General features: G+C 66.7%; 16 protein-coding genes. 4 read left to right on the top strand and 12 right to left on the bottom strand.

The genetic code is table 11. From position 1 onward, the window contains the following. Window positions 1-165 precede the first annotated feature (165 nt). The 10 genes from J3E61_RS33605 to J3E61_RS33560 form a co-directional block, all read right to left on the bottom strand. Window positions 166-816, bottom strand: a complete 651-nt coding sequence (locus tag J3E61_RS33605) for a DUF1345 domain-containing protein (protein WP_210086950.1) — start codon at window positions 814-816, stop codon at window positions 166-168. Window positions 817-1,041: 225 nt separating this feature from the next. Next, window positions 1,042-2,811, bottom strand: coding sequence for an AAA family ATPase (locus tag J3E61_RS33600; protein WP_210086949.1), 1,770 nt, complete (start codon window positions 2,809-2,811; stop codon window positions 1,042-1,044). 18 nt (window positions 2,812-2,829) lie between these two features. Then, window positions 2,830-4,797 carry a hypothetical protein gene (locus J3E61_RS33595; protein ID WP_210086948.1) on the bottom strand — a complete coding sequence of 656 codons (1,968 nt, stop codon included), beginning with the start codon at window positions 4,795-4,797 and terminating at the stop codon, window positions 2,830-2,832. After that, entirely contained in the window at window positions 4,794-7,388 is a 2,595-nt protein-coding gene (locus J3E61_RS33590; protein WP_210086947.1) for an ATP-binding protein, read from the bottom strand. Before J3E61_RS33590 ends, J3E61_RS33595 begins: the two co-directional genes overlap by 4 nt. Continuing rightward, a complete protein-coding gene (locus J3E61_RS33585; RefSeq protein WP_210086946.1) occupies window positions 7,385-7,741 on the bottom strand; it encodes a hypothetical protein in 357 nt (118 codons plus the stop codon). The genes J3E61_RS33590 and J3E61_RS33585 overlap by 4 nt, the downstream gene beginning before the upstream one ends. Next, the gene (locus tag J3E61_RS33580) at window positions 7,741-8,019 is read right to left on the bottom strand and encodes a hypothetical protein (protein WP_210086945.1); all 279 of its coding nucleotides are present in this window, start codon (window positions 8,017-8,019) and stop codon (window positions 7,741-7,743) included. Before J3E61_RS33580 ends, J3E61_RS33585 begins: the two co-directional genes overlap by 1 nt. A gap of 13 nt (window positions 8,020-8,032) precedes the next feature. After that, window positions 8,033-8,965 carry a conjugal transfer protein gene (locus tag J3E61_RS33575; protein ID WP_210086944.1) on the bottom strand — a complete coding sequence of 311 codons (933 nt, stop codon included), beginning with the start codon at window positions 8,963-8,965 and terminating at the stop codon, window positions 8,033-8,035. A gap of 7 nt (window positions 8,966-8,972) precedes the next feature. After that, window positions 8,973-9,953 (bottom strand): hypothetical protein, encoded by a 981-nt coding sequence (locus J3E61_RS33570; protein ID WP_210086943.1) that lies wholly within the window; start codon window positions 9,951-9,953, stop codon window positions 8,973-8,975. After that, on the bottom strand, window positions 9,946-10,242 hold the full coding sequence (locus tag J3E61_RS33565; RefSeq protein ID WP_210086942.1) for a hypothetical protein: 297 nt from the start codon (window positions 10,240-10,242) through the stop codon (window positions 9,946-9,948). The genes J3E61_RS33570 and J3E61_RS33565 overlap by 8 nt, the downstream gene beginning before the upstream one ends. Window positions 10,243-10,312: 70 nt before the next feature. Beyond that, window positions 10,313-10,975: a hypothetical protein gene (locus tag J3E61_RS33560; protein ID WP_210087007.1), complete on the bottom strand. Its 663-nt coding sequence runs from the start codon at window positions 10,973-10,975 to the stop codon at window positions 10,313-10,315. 413 nt (window positions 10,976-11,388) lie between these two features. Between J3E61_RS33560 and J3E61_RS33555 the strand changes: the two genes are divergently transcribed. The 3 genes from J3E61_RS33555 (at window position 11,389) to J3E61_RS33545 (ending at window position 13,471) form a co-directional block, all read left to right on the top strand. Continuing rightward, on the top strand, window positions 11,389-12,084 hold the full coding sequence (locus J3E61_RS33555; RefSeq protein ID WP_210086941.1) for a hypothetical protein: 696 nt from the start codon (window positions 11,389-11,391) through the stop codon (window positions 12,082-12,084). A gap of 249 nt (window positions 12,085-12,333) precedes the next feature. Continuing rightward, window positions 12,334-12,762, top strand: coding sequence for an NAD(+)--rifampin ADP-ribosyltransferase (gene arr / locus J3E61_RS33550; RefSeq protein ID WP_210087006.1), 429 nt, complete (start codon window positions 12,334-12,336; stop codon window positions 12,760-12,762). A 253-nt stretch (window positions 12,763-13,015) separates the two neighbouring features. Next, window positions 13,016-13,471, top strand: a complete 456-nt coding sequence (locus J3E61_RS33545; protein ID WP_210086940.1) for an STAS domain-containing protein — start codon at window positions 13,016-13,018, stop codon at window positions 13,469-13,471. A gap of 83 nt (window positions 13,472-13,554) precedes the next feature. Here the strand turns inward: J3E61_RS33545 and J3E61_RS33540 are convergent, their stop codons facing one another. Both J3E61_RS33540 and J3E61_RS33535 read right to left on the bottom strand, forming a co-directional pair. Beyond that, a complete protein-coding gene (locus tag J3E61_RS33540) occupies window positions 13,555-14,970 on the bottom strand; it encodes a TraM recognition domain-containing protein (protein ID WP_210086939.1) in 1,416 nt (471 codons plus the stop codon). A gap of 43 nt (window positions 14,971-15,013) precedes the next feature. Then, the gene (locus tag J3E61_RS33535) at window positions 15,014-15,364 is read right to left on the bottom strand and encodes a hypothetical protein (RefSeq protein ID WP_210087005.1); all 351 of its coding nucleotides are present in this window, start codon (window positions 15,362-15,364) and stop codon (window positions 15,014-15,016) included. A gap of 385 nt (window positions 15,365-15,749) precedes the next feature. On the opposite strand from J3E61_RS33535, the gene J3E61_RS33530 reads away from it, so the two are divergent. Further along, the gene (locus J3E61_RS33530) at window positions 15,750-16,142 is read left to right on the top strand and encodes a hypothetical protein (RefSeq protein ID WP_210086938.1); all 393 of its coding nucleotides are present in this window, start codon (window positions 15,750-15,752) and stop codon (window positions 16,140-16,142) included. The last annotated feature ends 347 nt before the right edge of the window (window positions 16,143-16,489 follow it).

The raw sequence follows: 16,489 nt of genomic DNA, 5'->3' as shown, positions 1-16,489 counted from the left end.
GCGCGCTTCGCGACGCTTTCCGCATCACAGTCTGCGCCTGGTTCGAAAAGCGTTGTTGGACAGCTGATTTCACGTACATGGACGTCCGTCGATCAAGCAAGTCAGCACGGTCGCGGGCTTATACGGCGGAGCAGGCCGCAGCGGCGTAGCCTGCGTGGGACTAGATCAGCGTGTGCCCAGTCCCGCGATCAAATTGATCGTGGTCGCCAGGACCACGGCGCCGAGCATGTATGACAGCAGCGCCTGCCGCAGCGCTGTCGCGCGCATGGCGCGGCTTTGCAGATCGGTATCGGAGACTTGATAGGTCATGCCGATGGTGAACGCGAGATAAGCGAAGTCGACATAGGCAGGCGGCTCGTCCTCGTTGAAATCGATTCCGCCGGCGGGCCTTAGGTAGTAGAGCCGGGCATAGCGCAAGGTGAATACCGTGTGCACGATCAGCCATGCCGCTATGACACTGGCGATCCCGACGGCCGCCGCTGCCTCGGCTTCGCCGCCGTGGGCGGACCCAGCCAGCAACACGTAGCCGACGCCGGCCAGGCTCGCGATGCTCGCCACGACCATGATCGTGCCCGTGGCGGCTCGAGTGGGGTCTTCGCCCGTCGCATGCGACGCGGTTTGCTCCGGTGTCATCCGCCCGACGGCAGTCCAGGTCCAAACCAGATAGACCGCCGAGGCCGTGATCCAGCCTGCTACCGGTGCGTACCTCACCTCGACGACAAAACCGACTAGTAGTGCAACCGCCACCCCCGCTGCCGCAGCCACTGCTAACCGGATGGCGGCAAGTGCGTCGGCCCCGAGCAACCGTGATGACATCAGGCGGGCTCAGCGATGAAACCGACTGGACCGGCTCTCACCGGACTAGTCCTTGTACCAACATCAGTGCATCTCCTGCGCCCGGTGATTCCTGTCAGGGCCGAATACCCGAACGCGGGTAGCCACAATCGACAGGTTCCTCACAGCCGACATCGAGCCGAGGAGAGGTCTGAGATCGGCGGGCACAATGGCTAGCGTGGAACGACCCGCAAGCTGCCCCGTCTCTCAGTCCATCGCCGGACCGGACTCCGCCAGCGCCCGCGCCATGTCATCGACGTGCACATTCAAGACGGTCGGATCGGTGCGCACCAGTTCCTCGAGCTGCTGGGGTGCGGGAGCCAGCTTGTGCAGGCGTCGGGCGCGTTCGCGCTTGCAGGCGGCCACGACCTTGCGGGCGTAACGCCCGTTGCCCGCAACGTCGAGCAATGTGCCGCTGCCAGAACGCATTCCGCGCAGCCGCGCGGCCTCGTCACGTAACAATGACCACGCCTGCGGGCTGACCACCAGCCGTTCCTTCGCGGCCATCTGCTGCCCGATCGCCACGATCTCCTCGGGCGCGTAACTGGTGAACGTCAACGTGAAGTGAAACCGTGACGCCAGACCGACATTGGCCTTTAGGAAGGCCTGCATCTCCTCGGGATAGCCGGCCACGATCACCACGAGTTCGTCGCGGAAGTCCTCCATGTATTTCAGCAGGGTGTTGATCGCATCCAGCCCGAAGGAGTGGCCTTCGGTCTTGGGCACCAGCCGGTAGGCCTCGTCGATGAAAAGCACGCCGCCGCGGGCTTCTTCGCACACTTCCTTCATCCGGGTGGCGGTCTGCGACACGTAGCCGACGACGATGTCCTCTTCGGTGACCTCCTTGACGTCGGGGCGCGCGATCTTGCCCAGCCCGAACAGCACCTCCCCGACCACTCGGGCGAAGGTCGTCTTGGCGGTGCCCGGCGGGCCGAGGAACACCATGTGGTTCTCGTTGGCCGACTCGACGGGCTGGCCCTGGGCGGCCATCAGCTGCTCGATCTGAATCTCGGTGCGCCACACCGCGATCTGCTCCTTGGCGGCCTCGAGCCCGACGAGCTCCTCGATGCGGCCCTGCGCCAACGTCAAGACTTCCTGGCGGTGGGAGGCGAGTTCGGCCTCGGCGCGCTGGTCGGGATTGATTTGGGTGGTGGGATCCCATTTGTCGGTGCGACTGGCGATCGACTCCGGATCGGTCACCACGATGCGGTAGTGCGGATTGTCCAGCGCGTCACGGGCCTGGCGGATCAGCTCGCCGTCGACGACCGCGGTGCGAAATGCGGCCTGCGCCTCGTCTTCTCGGCCCAGCTCACGCAGACACCAGCCCTTCGTCAGCGCGGTGTCGGCGGTGATCAACTGGTTGGGCGTGTCGATCGTCTCGGCAAGCTCCAACGCAGGCGCCAGCGCACCGAGGCTGGCCAGCGCGGCCGCGCGCAAAGCGGTAGTCGCCGCGGTGATCTCGCGGTTGGTGTAGGTGGCGGTCCGCGGCGGAGCGACCTCGGTGACGGTACGCACGTCGGTCCAGCGGGCGGTGAGGTGATACAGCGCGGCTAGCACGAACTGGCGCAGCTGCGCGGCCTGGGTGTCTTCCACCAACGCCGCGTCGCTCAGCACCGCCTCGGCCTCGGCGTAGCGCCGCGCGGTGATCAACGCGCTGGCATACGCCAGCGCGATCGTCCCGCGTGACCACGCAACCAGCGGAACGTAGAGCGGGGCGGCGACGGTCGCCTGCAATGCGCCGTCCTCCAGACCGATGCGGCGGCTCTCGCGGTACAGGGCGCGAGAGTTCTCATGGGCACCGGCCAGCGCGGGCAGGCTGTGGTCCCCACACGCGAGCCGACCCATCCAGGCGTCCGACATCGCCGGATTCTCGGCGGTGATCCTGGTGAACGTGGCCAGCGCGCCTTCGCGGTCGCCGCCCTGGAAGCGGGTGATGGCCGCGTCGAACGCTCGGCGGTGTTCGGTCGGCGAATTCACTTCTGGGCGGCCCTTTCGCTAGCTGCTGCCGGTGATGGGATCGACGGTAGTCGCCGCCGAGCCGGCCTCGCCCGGTGGCGGTGGCGGCTCCTCGTCGGCGGGGGGTTCCTGCGGCAGTGGAATGTCCTCGCCTACACCGGTGCTCGCCCCCTCGGCGATGGGCTCGACCGCGACCGCCTCGCTGTGCCCGACCGCAGGCCCGAAGGCCTGCACTCCACAGTCCAGTCCCCCCTCGCCGGGAAACGCCGGGGCCGCCTCACGGGCACCGGCACTCCCACCCGACTGACCCTCACCGCCCACCGGATCGCCCCCGCCAACCGGATCGACACCCGAAGCACCGTCCCCCGAACCCGCAGCACCCCAACCCGGTGCGCCCGCAGCTCGGTCACCGCCACCGGGCCCCGTCGACACCGTGTCGACGCCGCTGGCAACCGGATCGAAGCCGTCCAGCGGTTCGCCCAGCACCTCCTGCGGCGTCTTGTCCGCGATCTCGTCGGCCAGCTCCCACGGCGCCTTGCCGCCCGATCCCAGCTTGTCGCGCAGACCGCGGGCACCACCGACGGCGGCCGAGCTGACCCCGCCCACCGCCGCACTCATCGCCAGACCGCCGACGAGCTGGCCTCCGCGCACCAGCAGCCCCGGCCCGGCCGGGCGCCCGGCCAAATCGGCCCGGATATGGCGCAGCAGATACAGCGCCGCCAGCGACGCCGCACCCATCATCACGACGTGGGCGAACGGATTGGCGCCGCCGAGCTCGGCGGGCAGCGGCGCGGCGATGAGGCGTTCGATCGCCAGCCCGATCACGCTGACGAACACGATGAACACCGTCACCTCGAGGCCATGCTTGAAGAACTGCCACACCACCGCCTGGGCGTGGCGCTGCGGCGGGCCGGAGATCGCGCCGGCCAGCAGGCTGGGCACCAACTTGACGGTGGTGTACAGCGCGCGCAGCGACGCCATGAACACCGAGGCGCCCGCCGACACCATGAACCACCCGAACAGCAGCGCGGCGACCACCAGCACCAGCCCCGTCCACACGTTGGTGCCGTCGAGGTGCTGCGCGTAGCGCACCGCCGCGCCGTCCCCGCAGCGCGCCATCGCGGTGATCGGCCCATCGGAGGCCCCGGCCCGCACCGCCGCCGACCACTGCGCCCCGCAGCCGCCGACGCGGTCGACGACGTGACCGAAGTTGAAGACCTGCAACGGTTCCCGCACCGCGTGGGTGATCAGGCCGGCCGTCAGGGTGTCGACCTGGCCCGTGAACCCGCCGCCGCTGACGGGCCCGTTGTGGGTGGCTGCCTCGGCCGTGGAGAACCCGACGCGCCGGCCGAAGGCCAGCAGCCCGTCGGGCCCGTACATCATCCCGGCCGGATCGGAGAACACCGTCACCGCCAGCGCCGGCATGGTCAGGGCGGTCAGAATCAACGTCGCGCCCCGGCCCGCTTCACCGCGCCGCACGGCCAGCACCCCGAGGAACACCCCGACCGGCACGGCGACGGCGATCAGCCCCCAGCGGGTGGTGACGTTGATGACCGCGGCGGTGATCGCCCTGGCGACCTCGCCGATCACCGTCAGCCAATACGTCGAGATCGTCACCCGCATCACCCACAGCGCCAGCGTGATGACCCCGACGAAGAAGCCCGCCTCGGCGGTCAGCATGCTGGCGGCGGCCACGCTGGTCAACAGCACGTCCCAGCCGTGCACCATCCACGCACCCCACGTCGCGGGATCCCACGCCGATCCCTGGGGCCCGGCGGCGATGAGCTGGTCGCGCACCGAGGCCAGCGACAGGTAGTAGTCGCCAACGGGGACCCCGTAGCTGTCGTGCAGACCCGTCCAGTTGAGCACCACGGCGTTGGTGGACGCGCCGGCCGTCGGCGCGGTGCACACGGCGATCGCCGAAAGCACCTGCAGTACAATGAAAATACGCATGTTGCGTCGGACGCGGGGGTGGCGCGCCAGCCAATACGCCACGCGCACCGTCACGGTGTGGTCCCGGTGCGCATCCGCCTGCGGTAGGGGTTGGTGTCGTAGAGCTGCGCCAATTCCGATGTCGGGGCGGAGAACAGCCGGATTTTGCCCCACCCGCCGAACTCGTCGAGCATCCACGCCTCGCCCTGGCGGCCGGGAATCACCCGGCCGTGGCGGTGATCGATGGTGTCGTCGCCGTAGGCCATGATCTGAGCGGGGCTGGTGTTGGTGACGTAGTCGGCCAGCAGCTTGGGGTGACGCTCCAGATCGCGGCCACACCAGCGCAGAGTGTCCTCGGCGATCGCGGATTCCTTGAACCCCAGGCAGATTCGTTGCTCGATGAAGTGGTCCTCGAGCACACCGAAGTCGTGGCGCGGCGCCTGGCTGATCCCGACGAACTGTGTCCACGCCTTGCGGCCCTGGCGGATCAGGGTGTTGGCGCAGCGCTGCCCGCCCGGGGAGTGCGTCCAGGCCGCGCACTCCTCCACCACGAAGACATCGGGTGCGGTGTCGCGGGAAAAGAACGTCGACTGCGCCAACTCGGCGGCCATCCCGTAGAGCGCTTGGGCCGCGCGCTGGCTCGGGGTGCTTTGGTGGTGCAGATGGGCCTGGTATTCCTCGGTGACCGTCGGCAGCTTCAGCCCGCCGAAGTTCCAGATCACCAGCTGCCGTGACAGATCCGGCGGCGGGGCGGTGTCGTCGAACATCGGCGCCAGTAGCCGCTCGGCGCGCAACCCTTCCAGGGCCACCAGCAGGTCGTCGTCGACGCCGACACGGTCGGGCCGCGTGCGGTCACGCAGCAAGGTGATCAGTCCGTTGGTGGTGCCGATTCCGTTGGCGTGCCGCGACTCTGGGGCCAGCAGCCCCTTCAGCCGCGCGGCCTGCGGGCTGACCGGGGAAAAGCCCATCTGCGGCAACAGATGATCCACCGTGCGTTCGGCGGCTTGCGCGAACGGGAAGATGCGCAGCCCGTCAAGGGTGAACCGCGGCCGTCTGGCGTCGATGACGATCTTGCGGTCGTCGTCGAACATGCTCAGCGCGTGTTCGTGCTCGCGCGCCTCGGTCGGGTCGATGAGATGCACCCCCGCACCGATCCGCAGCCACGACAGGATCAAGTTCTTCGCGCACTGGCTCTTACCGCGTCCCGGCGAGCCGCCGATCACCAGGTTGCCCGGATTGTCACGAGCGGGCGCGTTGAGCAGATCCAGCAGCACGACCTCGCGCAGGCCCGGGCTGGTGATCGTCTCCCCCAGCGGCACACCGGTGTTGTTGCCCAGCCCGGTGGCCAGCAGCGGAACGAACTTCCCGAACGCCGCTGTGGTCGTCGGATTGCGGATCTCATGCAGCGCCGCAGAGCTTTCCGTGCCGGGGTTGAATGCGCGCCACCACGTCTGCTGGCTGCCGCGGCGCCGCCGCAGATCCAAACCCTGCCTGCGGTAGCGCCGGATCACTTCGCTGATCGCGGTGTCGACGGTCTGCGGATCGGGCGCCGCCGCGGCCACCAGCACGGCGGCGTTCACCCCGCGCTCGGCGCCGCGTTTGAGCGCGGAGGCAAGTTGCTTGCCGGACGCCAGCTTTCGGACCAGCTCGTCGTCGCTGTGGGCGTGGCGGCCGATCTGGCGGGCCTGGTCTTTGATGTTGAGGATCACGTTGTGCGCGGTCGCCACCGCCACGTCGGCGGAGTCGAAGGTCACGTGGATCGTCCAGTCCACCGTGGCGCTCGGTGTGCTCAGGTCATCGAGCACCTTGAACAGCGTCGACTGCGGCCAGCGCACACCGGTGTCGGGAAACGACTCGATGCCCAGAAACGCTTGATACGAGTCGGGGATGCCGTCGTCGGGATCGCGGTAGGTGCGCAGGAACACCTCGGCGTCGCTGCGCGCGGCACGCCAGCGCCGGCCCCGGGCGCCCGCGCCGGAGGGGTCCGTCCACACCGGGGTGAACGCCGACCCCGGCAGCCGCGCATCCATGTCATAGGGTGTGCTCGGCAGCGGATGGCGCCAGACGTGACGACTGGCGGTGTAGTTCCAGTGCCACCAGATCTGTTCGGCGCTGGCCGGTTTGGCGAACAGCGACGGCGGCAGCGCGCCCACCATGCCCGCCGCGAGCTCCCGGTACCGGTGCAGCGACTCGGCGCTGTCCTTGTCCCGGCCAACGACCGAGGTCAGCCGCCGCTGCCAGGTTCCGGTCGCGGTTGCCCCGCTCAGGCCGTAGTCCAGGGGCAGGCTCAGCCAGTAGATGCGGCGGCGTGATCCCCTGCGGCCCAACGCCGATTCCCACGTCCGGCAGTGCGCGACCCAGTCGCGGGTGTGCGCGGGAAGCGCCGCCCCGGCGGCGACCTGCGCGGGGTGCAGGTCGGGGTGGGCGAACAGCATCCGCCGGGCGATGTTGCGGGTGGACACGTCGGTGGTCAGCCCGCTGAGCATGGCGCCCGACGGCAGGGCCCGCAGCAGCTCGGCATGCACATCGGCGACCCGGTCTTGGGCGTCTTTGGCCATGAAGATGAACGGCAGTCCCGACAACAGATAGTCGGCGTACACCCCGGTATCGGTGAACCGCAGGTTGCCGACCGCGGCGCGCGGGCAGTCATACCGGGCCGAACTCATCGGCGGGCAGCGTCATTCGGCGGATGCGAGCACGACACCCGGGGCCGAAGATCGGCGAGAAACCACGCGACGCGGGTGCGGATCGACGGCCGCGAAGCGGGCAGCTTCGACAGCAGCCACACCGCGGCGGCGGTGATGGCAACACCCACGGCGAGGATCAGCAGCGCCCGCCCACTGTCGAGGTTGAGCGTGACTGCGGCACCGGTGACGATGAAGCCGATCAGCGCCGCGCACGCGTCGGGCAGGCGCCAGCGCTCCTTGAACGGCAGCCGGAAGCCGTCGCCGGCGTCGCCAAGATAGATCGGCAGATCACGTTGGTCGGACCAGACTTTGGCCGGTGACTCGTCGACCATCACTGGCCCCAGGGGTTGGGGACGTTGACGTGGTTGGTCACGCCGTGGCTCTGGAACTCGTGGGTGATCAGTGCGGCGATGCCCGCGGATAAGAAGATGGTGACCGACAGCCCGATGACGAGGAACTGGTGGGTCATTCCGGCGCCGGCACCTTCTTTCGACGTCTTGCCCAGGGTGGTCATGGTGCCGGCCACCAGGGCGACGGCGGCGAGCAGCCCTTCGATCATGTAAGCGATCGACGTGCCCGAGGTGAACAACCCTTCAGCCAGATACCCCATCCTGCGACACCTTTCAGCTGTGCGGAGCGCCTACCGGTGTGGCGGTGGTCTCGTCGCTGGTCTGTGGGATCAAGTCTATGTCGGCGATCATCCAAGTTCCGCCGCTATTTTCGGCGGTCAGCGGGAAGCTGAAGTTCAGCACCGCGAACTGCGAAGTTTGCGCAGATACGCTGGCGCGCACATGGATTCGGGTTCCCGCAGGGGCGGTGGCGGGGATCGCGACGTCGGTTGCGGCGGTGGTGAGCACCGCGCTGTGGTAGCCGCCGACCGGTTTGATCCAGGAGTCGGCCATCACGTAGCGATCCAGCCCGCTGGTGGCGGTCAGGTAGGTGGTGATAAATCCGCTGACCACCGCATAGACCGGGCTCGCGGGATCCAGCGGATGGGTGTAGCCGATCTTCACATCGGCGCCGGGGCCGGGGTCGCTGATGGGCGTCGGCATGTCCATGGCGCGCGGCTGGTAGTTCCAGATCGCCACGGGCACACGGTAAAACGCGCGTGTCGCCTCCGCGGAGGCGTAGGGCCGCTGCTGCACCTCGATGGTGACGGAGTATTCGCCGACATCCCCGGTCGAGCCGGCCGGGACGACCGACCACACCTTGGGTGTGGTGATGACGGCCGCGGGCAGCGATCCGGTGGTCGCCGCCGGCGTCGTCGCGCCTGAGTCGGGCAGGGTGAGGTAACGTTGCAGGGCAGCGCTTTTCGCGCTCGGCGTCGTCAGCACCGCCCACACGAAATCCGCGGCGAACTCGCCGGCGGCGGCACGCTGGTTGGCGACCCTGGTGGCGATCGCGGCCACGTCGGCGTCGTCGGGGTGCGGGGCGGTGAGGAACACCTTGGCCGCCGCGCACGCGCCGAGCGCCGCGCACACCACCAGAGCGACCACCGCGGCGGTGCGGGCGCGGTGCCGGCCGGTGTCGAGACGGTGGCGCCACGTCGCCGACATGGCCCGTTCAGCTGGGCGCATGACCCAGGAACTGCAGTTGGCTCATCGCGAACGTCGCATCCACCGGATCGGTGAACGCCGCAGCGTCACTGGCGCTTTCAGTCGGAGGGGGCATGTCGGTCGCGCTCTGGTCCTCTGTTGTCGTCGGTAGCGGTGAGGCCGGCGGGCGGCCGGTGTGCAGGACGAGCACGTCGACACGCGACGCCAGCACCCGGGTGGGCAGGGTGGCGGTCACCGGACCGTGCACGCTGTTGGTGTCGACGAAGAACGGATCGGCGGCCAGCTGGTTGCCGTTGAAGAAGTTGAACTGCAGCCGGGTCACCACCCGGTGCGCCAGCCACTGGTCCTTGCCGCCGACGGTTTTGGCGACCCAACCGGGTGTGACCGACACGGAGGTGAGCATGTAGCTGCACGCGGACTCGGGCCGGGACTGCTCGCAGGTGAAGCGCACATGCAGCACCTGGCCGTCCAGGAAGCTTTCCTGGCTGCCGCGGGCGCACACCCACGCCGAGTCGGTGCTGGTGTCGGTGAGCGCTTGTGGTGAGGTCGAACCGGGCCCGCAGCCGGCGGTGGCCGCGGTGAACGGCACTGCGGCCTCCGCCAGTGGCGCCGATAGTGCGCTGGTTGTGGGGGCAGCCGAAAACCCCGGCGGCACAGCGATTCCCCGGTGTTGTGGACTGGGTTCAGGGTCGGGCCCGCCGCCGAACACGGCGAATGCGACGATCATCACCACCGCCACCACGACAACCCCCGCGCACAGCCACAGCCCGACGCGTTTGGCGCCGGCGTCGGCGTCCACGGGCGCGGCGGCGGGTTCGACATCGAGTTCCACTGGCGGCTCGCTGGGCGGTGACTCGTCGTTGCCGTCCGGCAGTTCGTCGTCACCGGCATGGCGACCGGTGCTCGCGTGTACCGGAAGCGGCGTTTCGGTGAACAGTTGATTCACCCACTCCTGGGCCTCGGGCGTGGCGAGCGTGTGCTCACTCACGGCGGGTGCCGTTCTCGTCGAGGACGTCGATGTCGATGACCGGCGGCCGCGGGGCCTCGATCGGCACCATCTGCACCGGCACCAGGATCCATCCGGGCGGCGGCACCGCCGCGGGGCGCACCGGTGTCGGCGGTGTGCGCCGGTTCCGCTCGAGCAGCCGCAGCACCAGCACTGCGACCAAGGCGACGGCGAGGTAGGGCAGCGCCGCCACGAGCGCCTCGGCCACGGCGATCAGCGCTACGGCGAAAGCGATCGTGCCCATGACCAGAAAAGCGAAGAAGATCCTCATGCCCGCAACCTAACCTCGCGGTCTGACACCACGACCGCACCGAATCGCATTGATAAACAAGACGTATGCGTCATGGCAGCGTCCTCTCCCCCGGCTCGTTGAGCGGTGTGGCGGCGATGACGCCGGGGCCGGTGAGGTCGTAGCCGCCGAGAACGGCGGCGGCGTCTGCGGCTGTCAGTGCGCGCTTGGCGGGTGTCAGGGGCCACCATTGTTCGGAGCCGGCAATGGCCAACCAGCCGTTGACGATTCCATAGATGCCGGCGACCACCGGGACGACACTCACCTGCAGGCACAGCCACGGCAACACGGCGATCTGACCCAATGAGCCTGCGGGGTCATAGCACAACGCGTAGAGCAGCAGCCCGACCAGGCCCAGCGCAGCACCGACCCACAGCATCGCCGCGATCGGGAACGCGCGCAGCGTCTGGGGAATCAGCCGCACGATCACCTGGTACGCCGCGAAGCCAGCCGGCCAACCGATCGGCGCGACGACCGCAGCCAGCAGCGCCGCGCACAATTCCACCTGTGCGCCAGGTGATTTGGACGCCCGCAGCCACAGCGGAGCGATCAGGGTGTCGTCGTGCGGGTCAGGTACCGCTGAGGTGCGCACGCGCTGGCGCTTGCGGACGACGCGACCCAACTGCTCGGCGCGACGCCGCTGAATGGTCGACCAGCCCTGGTGATAGGCGATCCATTCTCGGCGCACCTCGTCGAACCGGTCAGGGGCCACCAGCTGCATGCATCGAGCTTAAGGTGGGTCAAACATGCGACAGGACACTATTTTTGCGGGCAGCAGATGACGTCGACGACGCTGAGCTGGTTGTGGGGCCTGGCCTGGTCGCGCCGGCACCGTAGATGTGACCGTTTACCGGGATTTGCAAAGTATTGGAAATTCGCTATCGGTACGGCGCAGTGTCGGTTAGCGATCGCTGCATCGGTCTTCGGCTACCACTTTGGAGGCGTCCCACGCCGATGGAAGGAGTCGAGTAGTCGCCTACTCTAGCCAGGCCTTTATCAACGCTTGACGATTGGCATCGACGGAACCGTCCGACGGTCGGAGGAACCATGGATAACCGAACCGATCAGTCCCAGAGCAGTGGTCGATGGCTATCTCGCGAGAAGCTGATCTTCGCGGTCGTAGTGCCCGTGTGCCTTGCCGTGTTATCTGCCGGACTCGCCTGGTGGTTCAACCGGCCAGAAACCAAAGTGGAGATCGTCAGCTTGGACGTCGTGCCCGGCGCGGACGCTGAAGGGCCACTGAAACCGGGCGGTGTGTACGAGATGATTCCGCCGAAGATTCGGGTGACTCTGCGCAACATCGGAGACCAAGTATCGGTAATGACGGGCGCCGAACTCGAAGTCCTTGACTACGCGCACCTGCCGCAATGCTGGCCGGGCGCGGGTCCTATAGCAGTTAGTCAGGCATACAACGCAGTGCTGCCTCGGGATCCCCGTCCGCACGACAAGATTGCGGTAGACGTTGCACAGGAGATTGCGCCAAACGGGACCGACCGGTTCGAGTTCGCGCTGCAGCTGGCCAATCCTGAGGACGCAAACGGCATTCATTTCTACCAACTGAAGGTTTCGCTGATTCGGGATGGCTCACACAAGATGGACGCCGGAATCGCTGTGGTGGGCGCGCCGGAGGTATACGAGGCCAAGCCAAGCCCCGTAGACCTCGCCGCACCAGGAGAAATCGGAGAGTGCTTCGGCCGTCTCGCGAGTGACTATGAACGCGTTCAGCAGTGGCAAGGAAAAGGCCAGCACACTATCCATAGTGTTGCCGTTTCAGAAGTGTTGCCATTTCAGAAGGTGCGGTCCGCGACGGCTTGGCGCCGATGAAGGCCTATCTCAGCCCAAAAGCGTTGTGTTGCATCTCCACTGAAGCGAGTCGCCTGCGCTGGCGGCCTGCGCTGTCAAGCTGCAGGGTGTGCTCGCCTGCGCTGATGTTCGCGAAGGTGCCTGCGCGCCGTCGTCCACGGGATCGTTCCCATGCTCATCATACGGCGCACAGGGGGTCTTGCGGCAAGGCCCCGACCGTGCCGCACAATCGCTCGGCACCAACACGAATGGAGGGTTTCGATGGCAGACATGGCCGACACACCAGAACGCTTCGTAGTGCACGAATCCGGGTCGTACTTCCACGGCACGAAGGCCGACCTACAGGTGGGGGATTTTCTGACGCCCGGTTATGCGTCGAATTACCGGGCTGAGCACATCTCAAACTACGTGTACATGACGAAGGTGTTGGACGGGGCGGTGCTGGCGGCCGAAATGGCTGTCGGCAAGGGCCGATGCCGGGTGTACATCGTTGAGCCGCAGGGGCATATCGAGGATGATCCGAATGTGACTGATAAGAAGTTTCCGGGCAATCCGACGCATTCCTATCGCAGCGCCGGTCCTGTGAAGATCGTGGGAGAGATGACGGACTGGGTAGGGCACTCGCCCGAATACCTGGAGGCATTCCGAGCGGGGCTCGATGAGATCAGACGCAAGGGCAACGCGGTCCTCTACGACTGAGCAGACACAAGGCCGTGATGAGCACCCCACTTTGAACCGAAAGGCAGCGCGGCAGGAAACGCTTTTTGTAAGCAAGCCTATTGCGCTCATCTCGCGGCCTGTAATTCTCATGCACCGTTCAGCTCTCCGGGTTAGGCTTGGTTCAGGTTGAGTTCGCAGCCGACGCGACACGGCAGTTGTCATTGCTACCGATTGCCTTCGTTTCGCGTGTCTTTCCTATTTCTCTATTGCTTCCATTCATCGAGGTTTCTTCGTGGTTCCTATTCGTACCCTTCATCAAGTCCACCTGCTGCCGCTGCGCAACGGCTACATCGTCGACGGCCGCATCGCGTGGTGGAAGGTTCAATCGCGACGACAGGCGATCGTCATGGCGGTCATCGGGGAGTTGGATGCTTCCAACTCCAAGCAGTTCGAGGCTTCCATCGACCAGCTGGTGTCCTCGGGTGAGCCGTTCGTGATCGACCTCGCGGATGTGGACTTCATGAGCTCACCCGCCATCCGTCCGTTCTTCAAACTGGTGACCGAACGGGTTGCCGCGCGACCCTGGGGATTGGTCGTACCGTCGCGGCTGCAGGCACTTCTGCGTATTTGCGACCCCAATGAAGCGCTGCCTGTCGCATCCTGCCTTGCTGATGCGCTACGCGACGTCGCGATGCGCGACAGCGGCGTGGTCCGGTTGCTTCCGAGGATGCGTTCCGCCATCCGTTGATCCGATGCCGCCGTCCGCTGCAGGTGCCTGCCTCATTAGGGCCGTGCAAGCCCAACGAGTATGCCGACCACCCATTCGCGGTGCTAGTGCATTTGACGAATATTTAGCGCTGGGTGTGCCGGCTCACTACCACCGCGGCGGCGTCGCCACGCAGCCCGCAGCTCGTCGAGATACACCACGAATTCATCGAAGTCGATGAGCTCGACCATCTGTCCCGGCTGTCCACGGGGAATCAGCCGCGCCTCTGAAGTGTTGCGGGGCAACAGTTCTGCGGTCTCCAGCACGTTGCCGAACTGACGGCCGGTGGTTTTGTCGTCGCCGCTGGCGGAATAGGACTGATGGCTGCGGGTTGTCTTACCGGCCCACAGCGCCGCGGACTCCATCACGTCGCGTTCGTGGCAGCCGTACATCACCAGCGACGCCGGAGTCACGTCGCGGATCGCCTTGCCCTGCAGCGGTCCGTAGACGGCGTCGAGTTGCGAACCGGCTTGCGCGGCAAAGCAGATCGAGCAGCCAAGGCCGCGGGACTCAGCCAGGTACTGGGGCAGCCGCGGGATCGGCGTATTGGTGATCTCATCGAGGAACAGCCCGATGCGGGTGAACTCCTCCCACTGTGCGACCTTGGTGCGCTGCCGGTTGATCACTGCATCCATCAACACGATCGCCTGTGCGGCGACCGTGCCGTCGGCTGGCGTCAACAGATACAGCGTGGCCGCTGGGTCGTCGAAGAACGACAAGTCCAACGCAGGGAGGGGCCTGTCACGGCGTGCAGTCAGCAGCCAGGCGGTGAGCACCTTGGTCACGGTCATTTTCACCGAGTCCCGTTGCTTGGGTTCCATGTCCAGCACCGAGCGCACCCGCGCCTGCAACAGATGGTCTTGGCTCCATGCCGCGGCCTGCGCCCATCCGGGTGCAGTGCTGATCTGATATCCGCCGCCGCCAGCAGGACTGTCGACGTTTTCCGACGCCTCCAAAGTCCACTCCATGCCCAACCCGGTCGCCTGCGGGCTGGCCGCATACAGCAGACATGTCAAAGGTGCCAGCGCCAGCTGGTCCCATGGTCCCGTGTCGCTGCCGGTGCGAAATGCCGTGCCCGACAACGCGACCGCCGAGGTGGACAGCAGGCTCTGAGCGGCGGCACTGGCATCGTCGAGTGTCGTGATCAACGCAGTCGGGTCGAAGCGGTGGGCGACAAAGTCTTTCGGATAGTAGGGTGCGCTGATCGGCCGAAGATCCAGCAGCGCAGCCGGACCCGGCCGCCTTGAGGCCACCATCTGCATCAGGTCGTCCTTGCTCGAGGACACCAGCGCCGGACCCGGCCACAACACGGCCGCCTGCGACAACCACTTGCGGGTCTTCCCGGTGCCAGGCGGCGCGTAGCCGCCGACGTGCGGCGCCGACTCCAGCGGCACGCGGCGCCCCGCGTCATCGCGGGTCCAGCCGGCGAACGCGGTGACCGGCGCCCGATACCGTTCGGCCAGAGCGTCATTCGCAGCCATGACTCAACCGTAATGGCTTCTCGACTACGTGACCGACGCTAATTCAGCGATGCCGCTGGCTGGGCTCCTGGGGGCGGTGTTCCGGGCAAAACCCCTGCGGCTCAGCATCATCGCGCAGCACCCAGCCTGCAGCGTCGACAGCGTCGGCAGGTTCGGCGCCGCAGGTCTCACACCGCACGTACACGCCCGCCTTGGTCCAGGCCAGGAAGCGCCGCAGATTCTCGCCCAACACGATCGACGCCGCCACCTGCTCGCCGGTGTACATCCAGCCCACGCCGTCCACCCAGGTCCGCGGGACGAGCTGCGCGATGACGGGCCCGGGCAACCCGCAGGCAGCACCCACGTCTTTGATCGTGAAGCTCGCGTGACCGGATTCGCCGGCGTGCCCGCGCAGCGGGCCGAGCGCCCTCGCCGGGTCTTGCGCGTGTGCACCGCCATTCACGGGCTCAAGCTTAAAGCTTGCTAGGCATGTCGCCATTAGACAGCGGCCAGGCCGTGGGCCGCCCGCTGTACGGACACATGGCCGCAGTTTTCGGGGTGGCGTTCAGTCCCGACCACCGCAGCCCGGTCGGTGACCCGCGTTCCGGCCACAGGCTCGCTATACGCGGAGTTCGCCACGCCGTAGCGGCATCCGAATCCACCGCAGCCCGGTATGGCGATTCGACGGCGGGGCCTGACCGCCGCACCTATCGTGTTGCTGAACCGCACCGTGGGGATAGCTCGGCGAATTTAGTGCCATGGCGTCGATTCAAGGTCGAGAAAGGTGCGCGATGAACATAATGCCGCTGCTCCCAACCGCGATAGCGATAGGCGTCGCCTGTGCCCCACTGGCACAGGCAGATGTGCCAGGACTCGGTCCGTTCGTGGGCCAATGGGTAGCCCATGGGGAGAGCTTGATCGTCAACGCCGACGGATCGGGCAGCGAAACCTACAACGGGGGGTCGGTGAACTTCCAAATCAGCGGTGTCCAGCCCCCGCCACCTCAGCCCGACCACACCGCGTACGGCAACATCACCAGCGGCGGCAACGCCGAGCGCGGCAGCTATGTGACGATCACGCTCGTCGACGGGGGCCAGGGCGTGCTCCTAAGCGTTGCGAACGGGGACAACGGGTTCCCATTCTGCAAGGTAGTCAACGGCAACAAGCTCAATAGCGCCGACTGCGGCGGATAGCCGCCCTTCCGGAGCACATTCCGCGAAACGTCTGGCGCACTTCGAAATTGCCTGGCGGAACTGACGAGTCCCGCGTCGAGGTGCGCTGTGTCCTCTGCGAAATACAAAGTGTCACTTCCTCTTTGGATCTGCGTTGGCCACGGCCAACACTTCGCCAGTTGAGGCTGCCGGCCGCCACGCTGCATGCGATGACCACGCCCGCGAACCTGTGAGACCTCTGTTTACTGATATCGAGTAGTCGAACACCAGGTTTTCCCACCGCTCACGATCTATGGTCGCTTTACAAAATATTTTCGTATCGGAAAGTAGTTGCTATGCGAAACATCGGGGGAGCCCATATCGCGGAG

This window comes from Mycobacterium sp. OAE908 (genome assembly GCF_017872775.1).
Lineage (GTDB): Bacteria > Actinomycetota > Actinomycetes > Mycobacteriales > Mycobacteriaceae > Mycobacterium.
This window is presented reverse-complemented; position numbering and strand designations above follow the sequence as displayed.

Excerpts from the sequence above, each read along its gene's own strand:
- J3E61_RS33540 (WP_210086939.1), bottom strand. The coding sequence starts at position 14,970 with ATGGCTGCGAATGACGCTCTGGCCGAACGGTATCGGGCGCCGGTCACC.
- J3E61_RS33590 (WP_210086947.1), bottom strand. The coding sequence starts at position 7,388 with ATGAGTTCGGCCCGGTATGACTGCCCGCGCGCCGCGGTCGGCAACCTG.
- J3E61_RS33580 (WP_210086945.1), bottom strand. The coding sequence starts at position 8,019 with ATGGGGTATCTGGCTGAAGGGTTGTTCACCTCGGGCACGTCGATCGCT.
- J3E61_RS33575 (WP_210086944.1), bottom strand. The coding sequence starts at position 8,965 with ATGTCGGCGACGTGGCGCCACCGTCTCGACACCGGCCGGCACCGCGCC.
- J3E61_RS33585 (WP_210086946.1), bottom strand. The coding sequence starts at position 7,741 with ATGGTCGACGAGTCACCGGCCAAAGTCTGGTCCGACCAACGTGATCTG.
- J3E61_RS33565 (WP_210086942.1), bottom strand. The coding sequence starts at position 10,242 with ATGAGGATCTTCTTCGCTTTTCTGGTCATGGGCACGATCGCTTTCGCC.
- arr (WP_210087006.1), top strand. The coding sequence starts at position 12,334 with ATGGCCGACACACCAGAACGCTTCGTAGTGCACGAATCCGGGTCGTAC.
- J3E61_RS33605 (WP_210086950.1), bottom strand. The coding sequence starts at position 816 with ATGTCATCACGGTTGCTCGGGGCCGACGCACTTGCCGCCATCCGGTTA.
- J3E61_RS33530 (WP_210086938.1), top strand. The coding sequence starts at position 15,750 with ATGCCGCTGCTCCCAACCGCGATAGCGATAGGCGTCGCCTGTGCCCCA.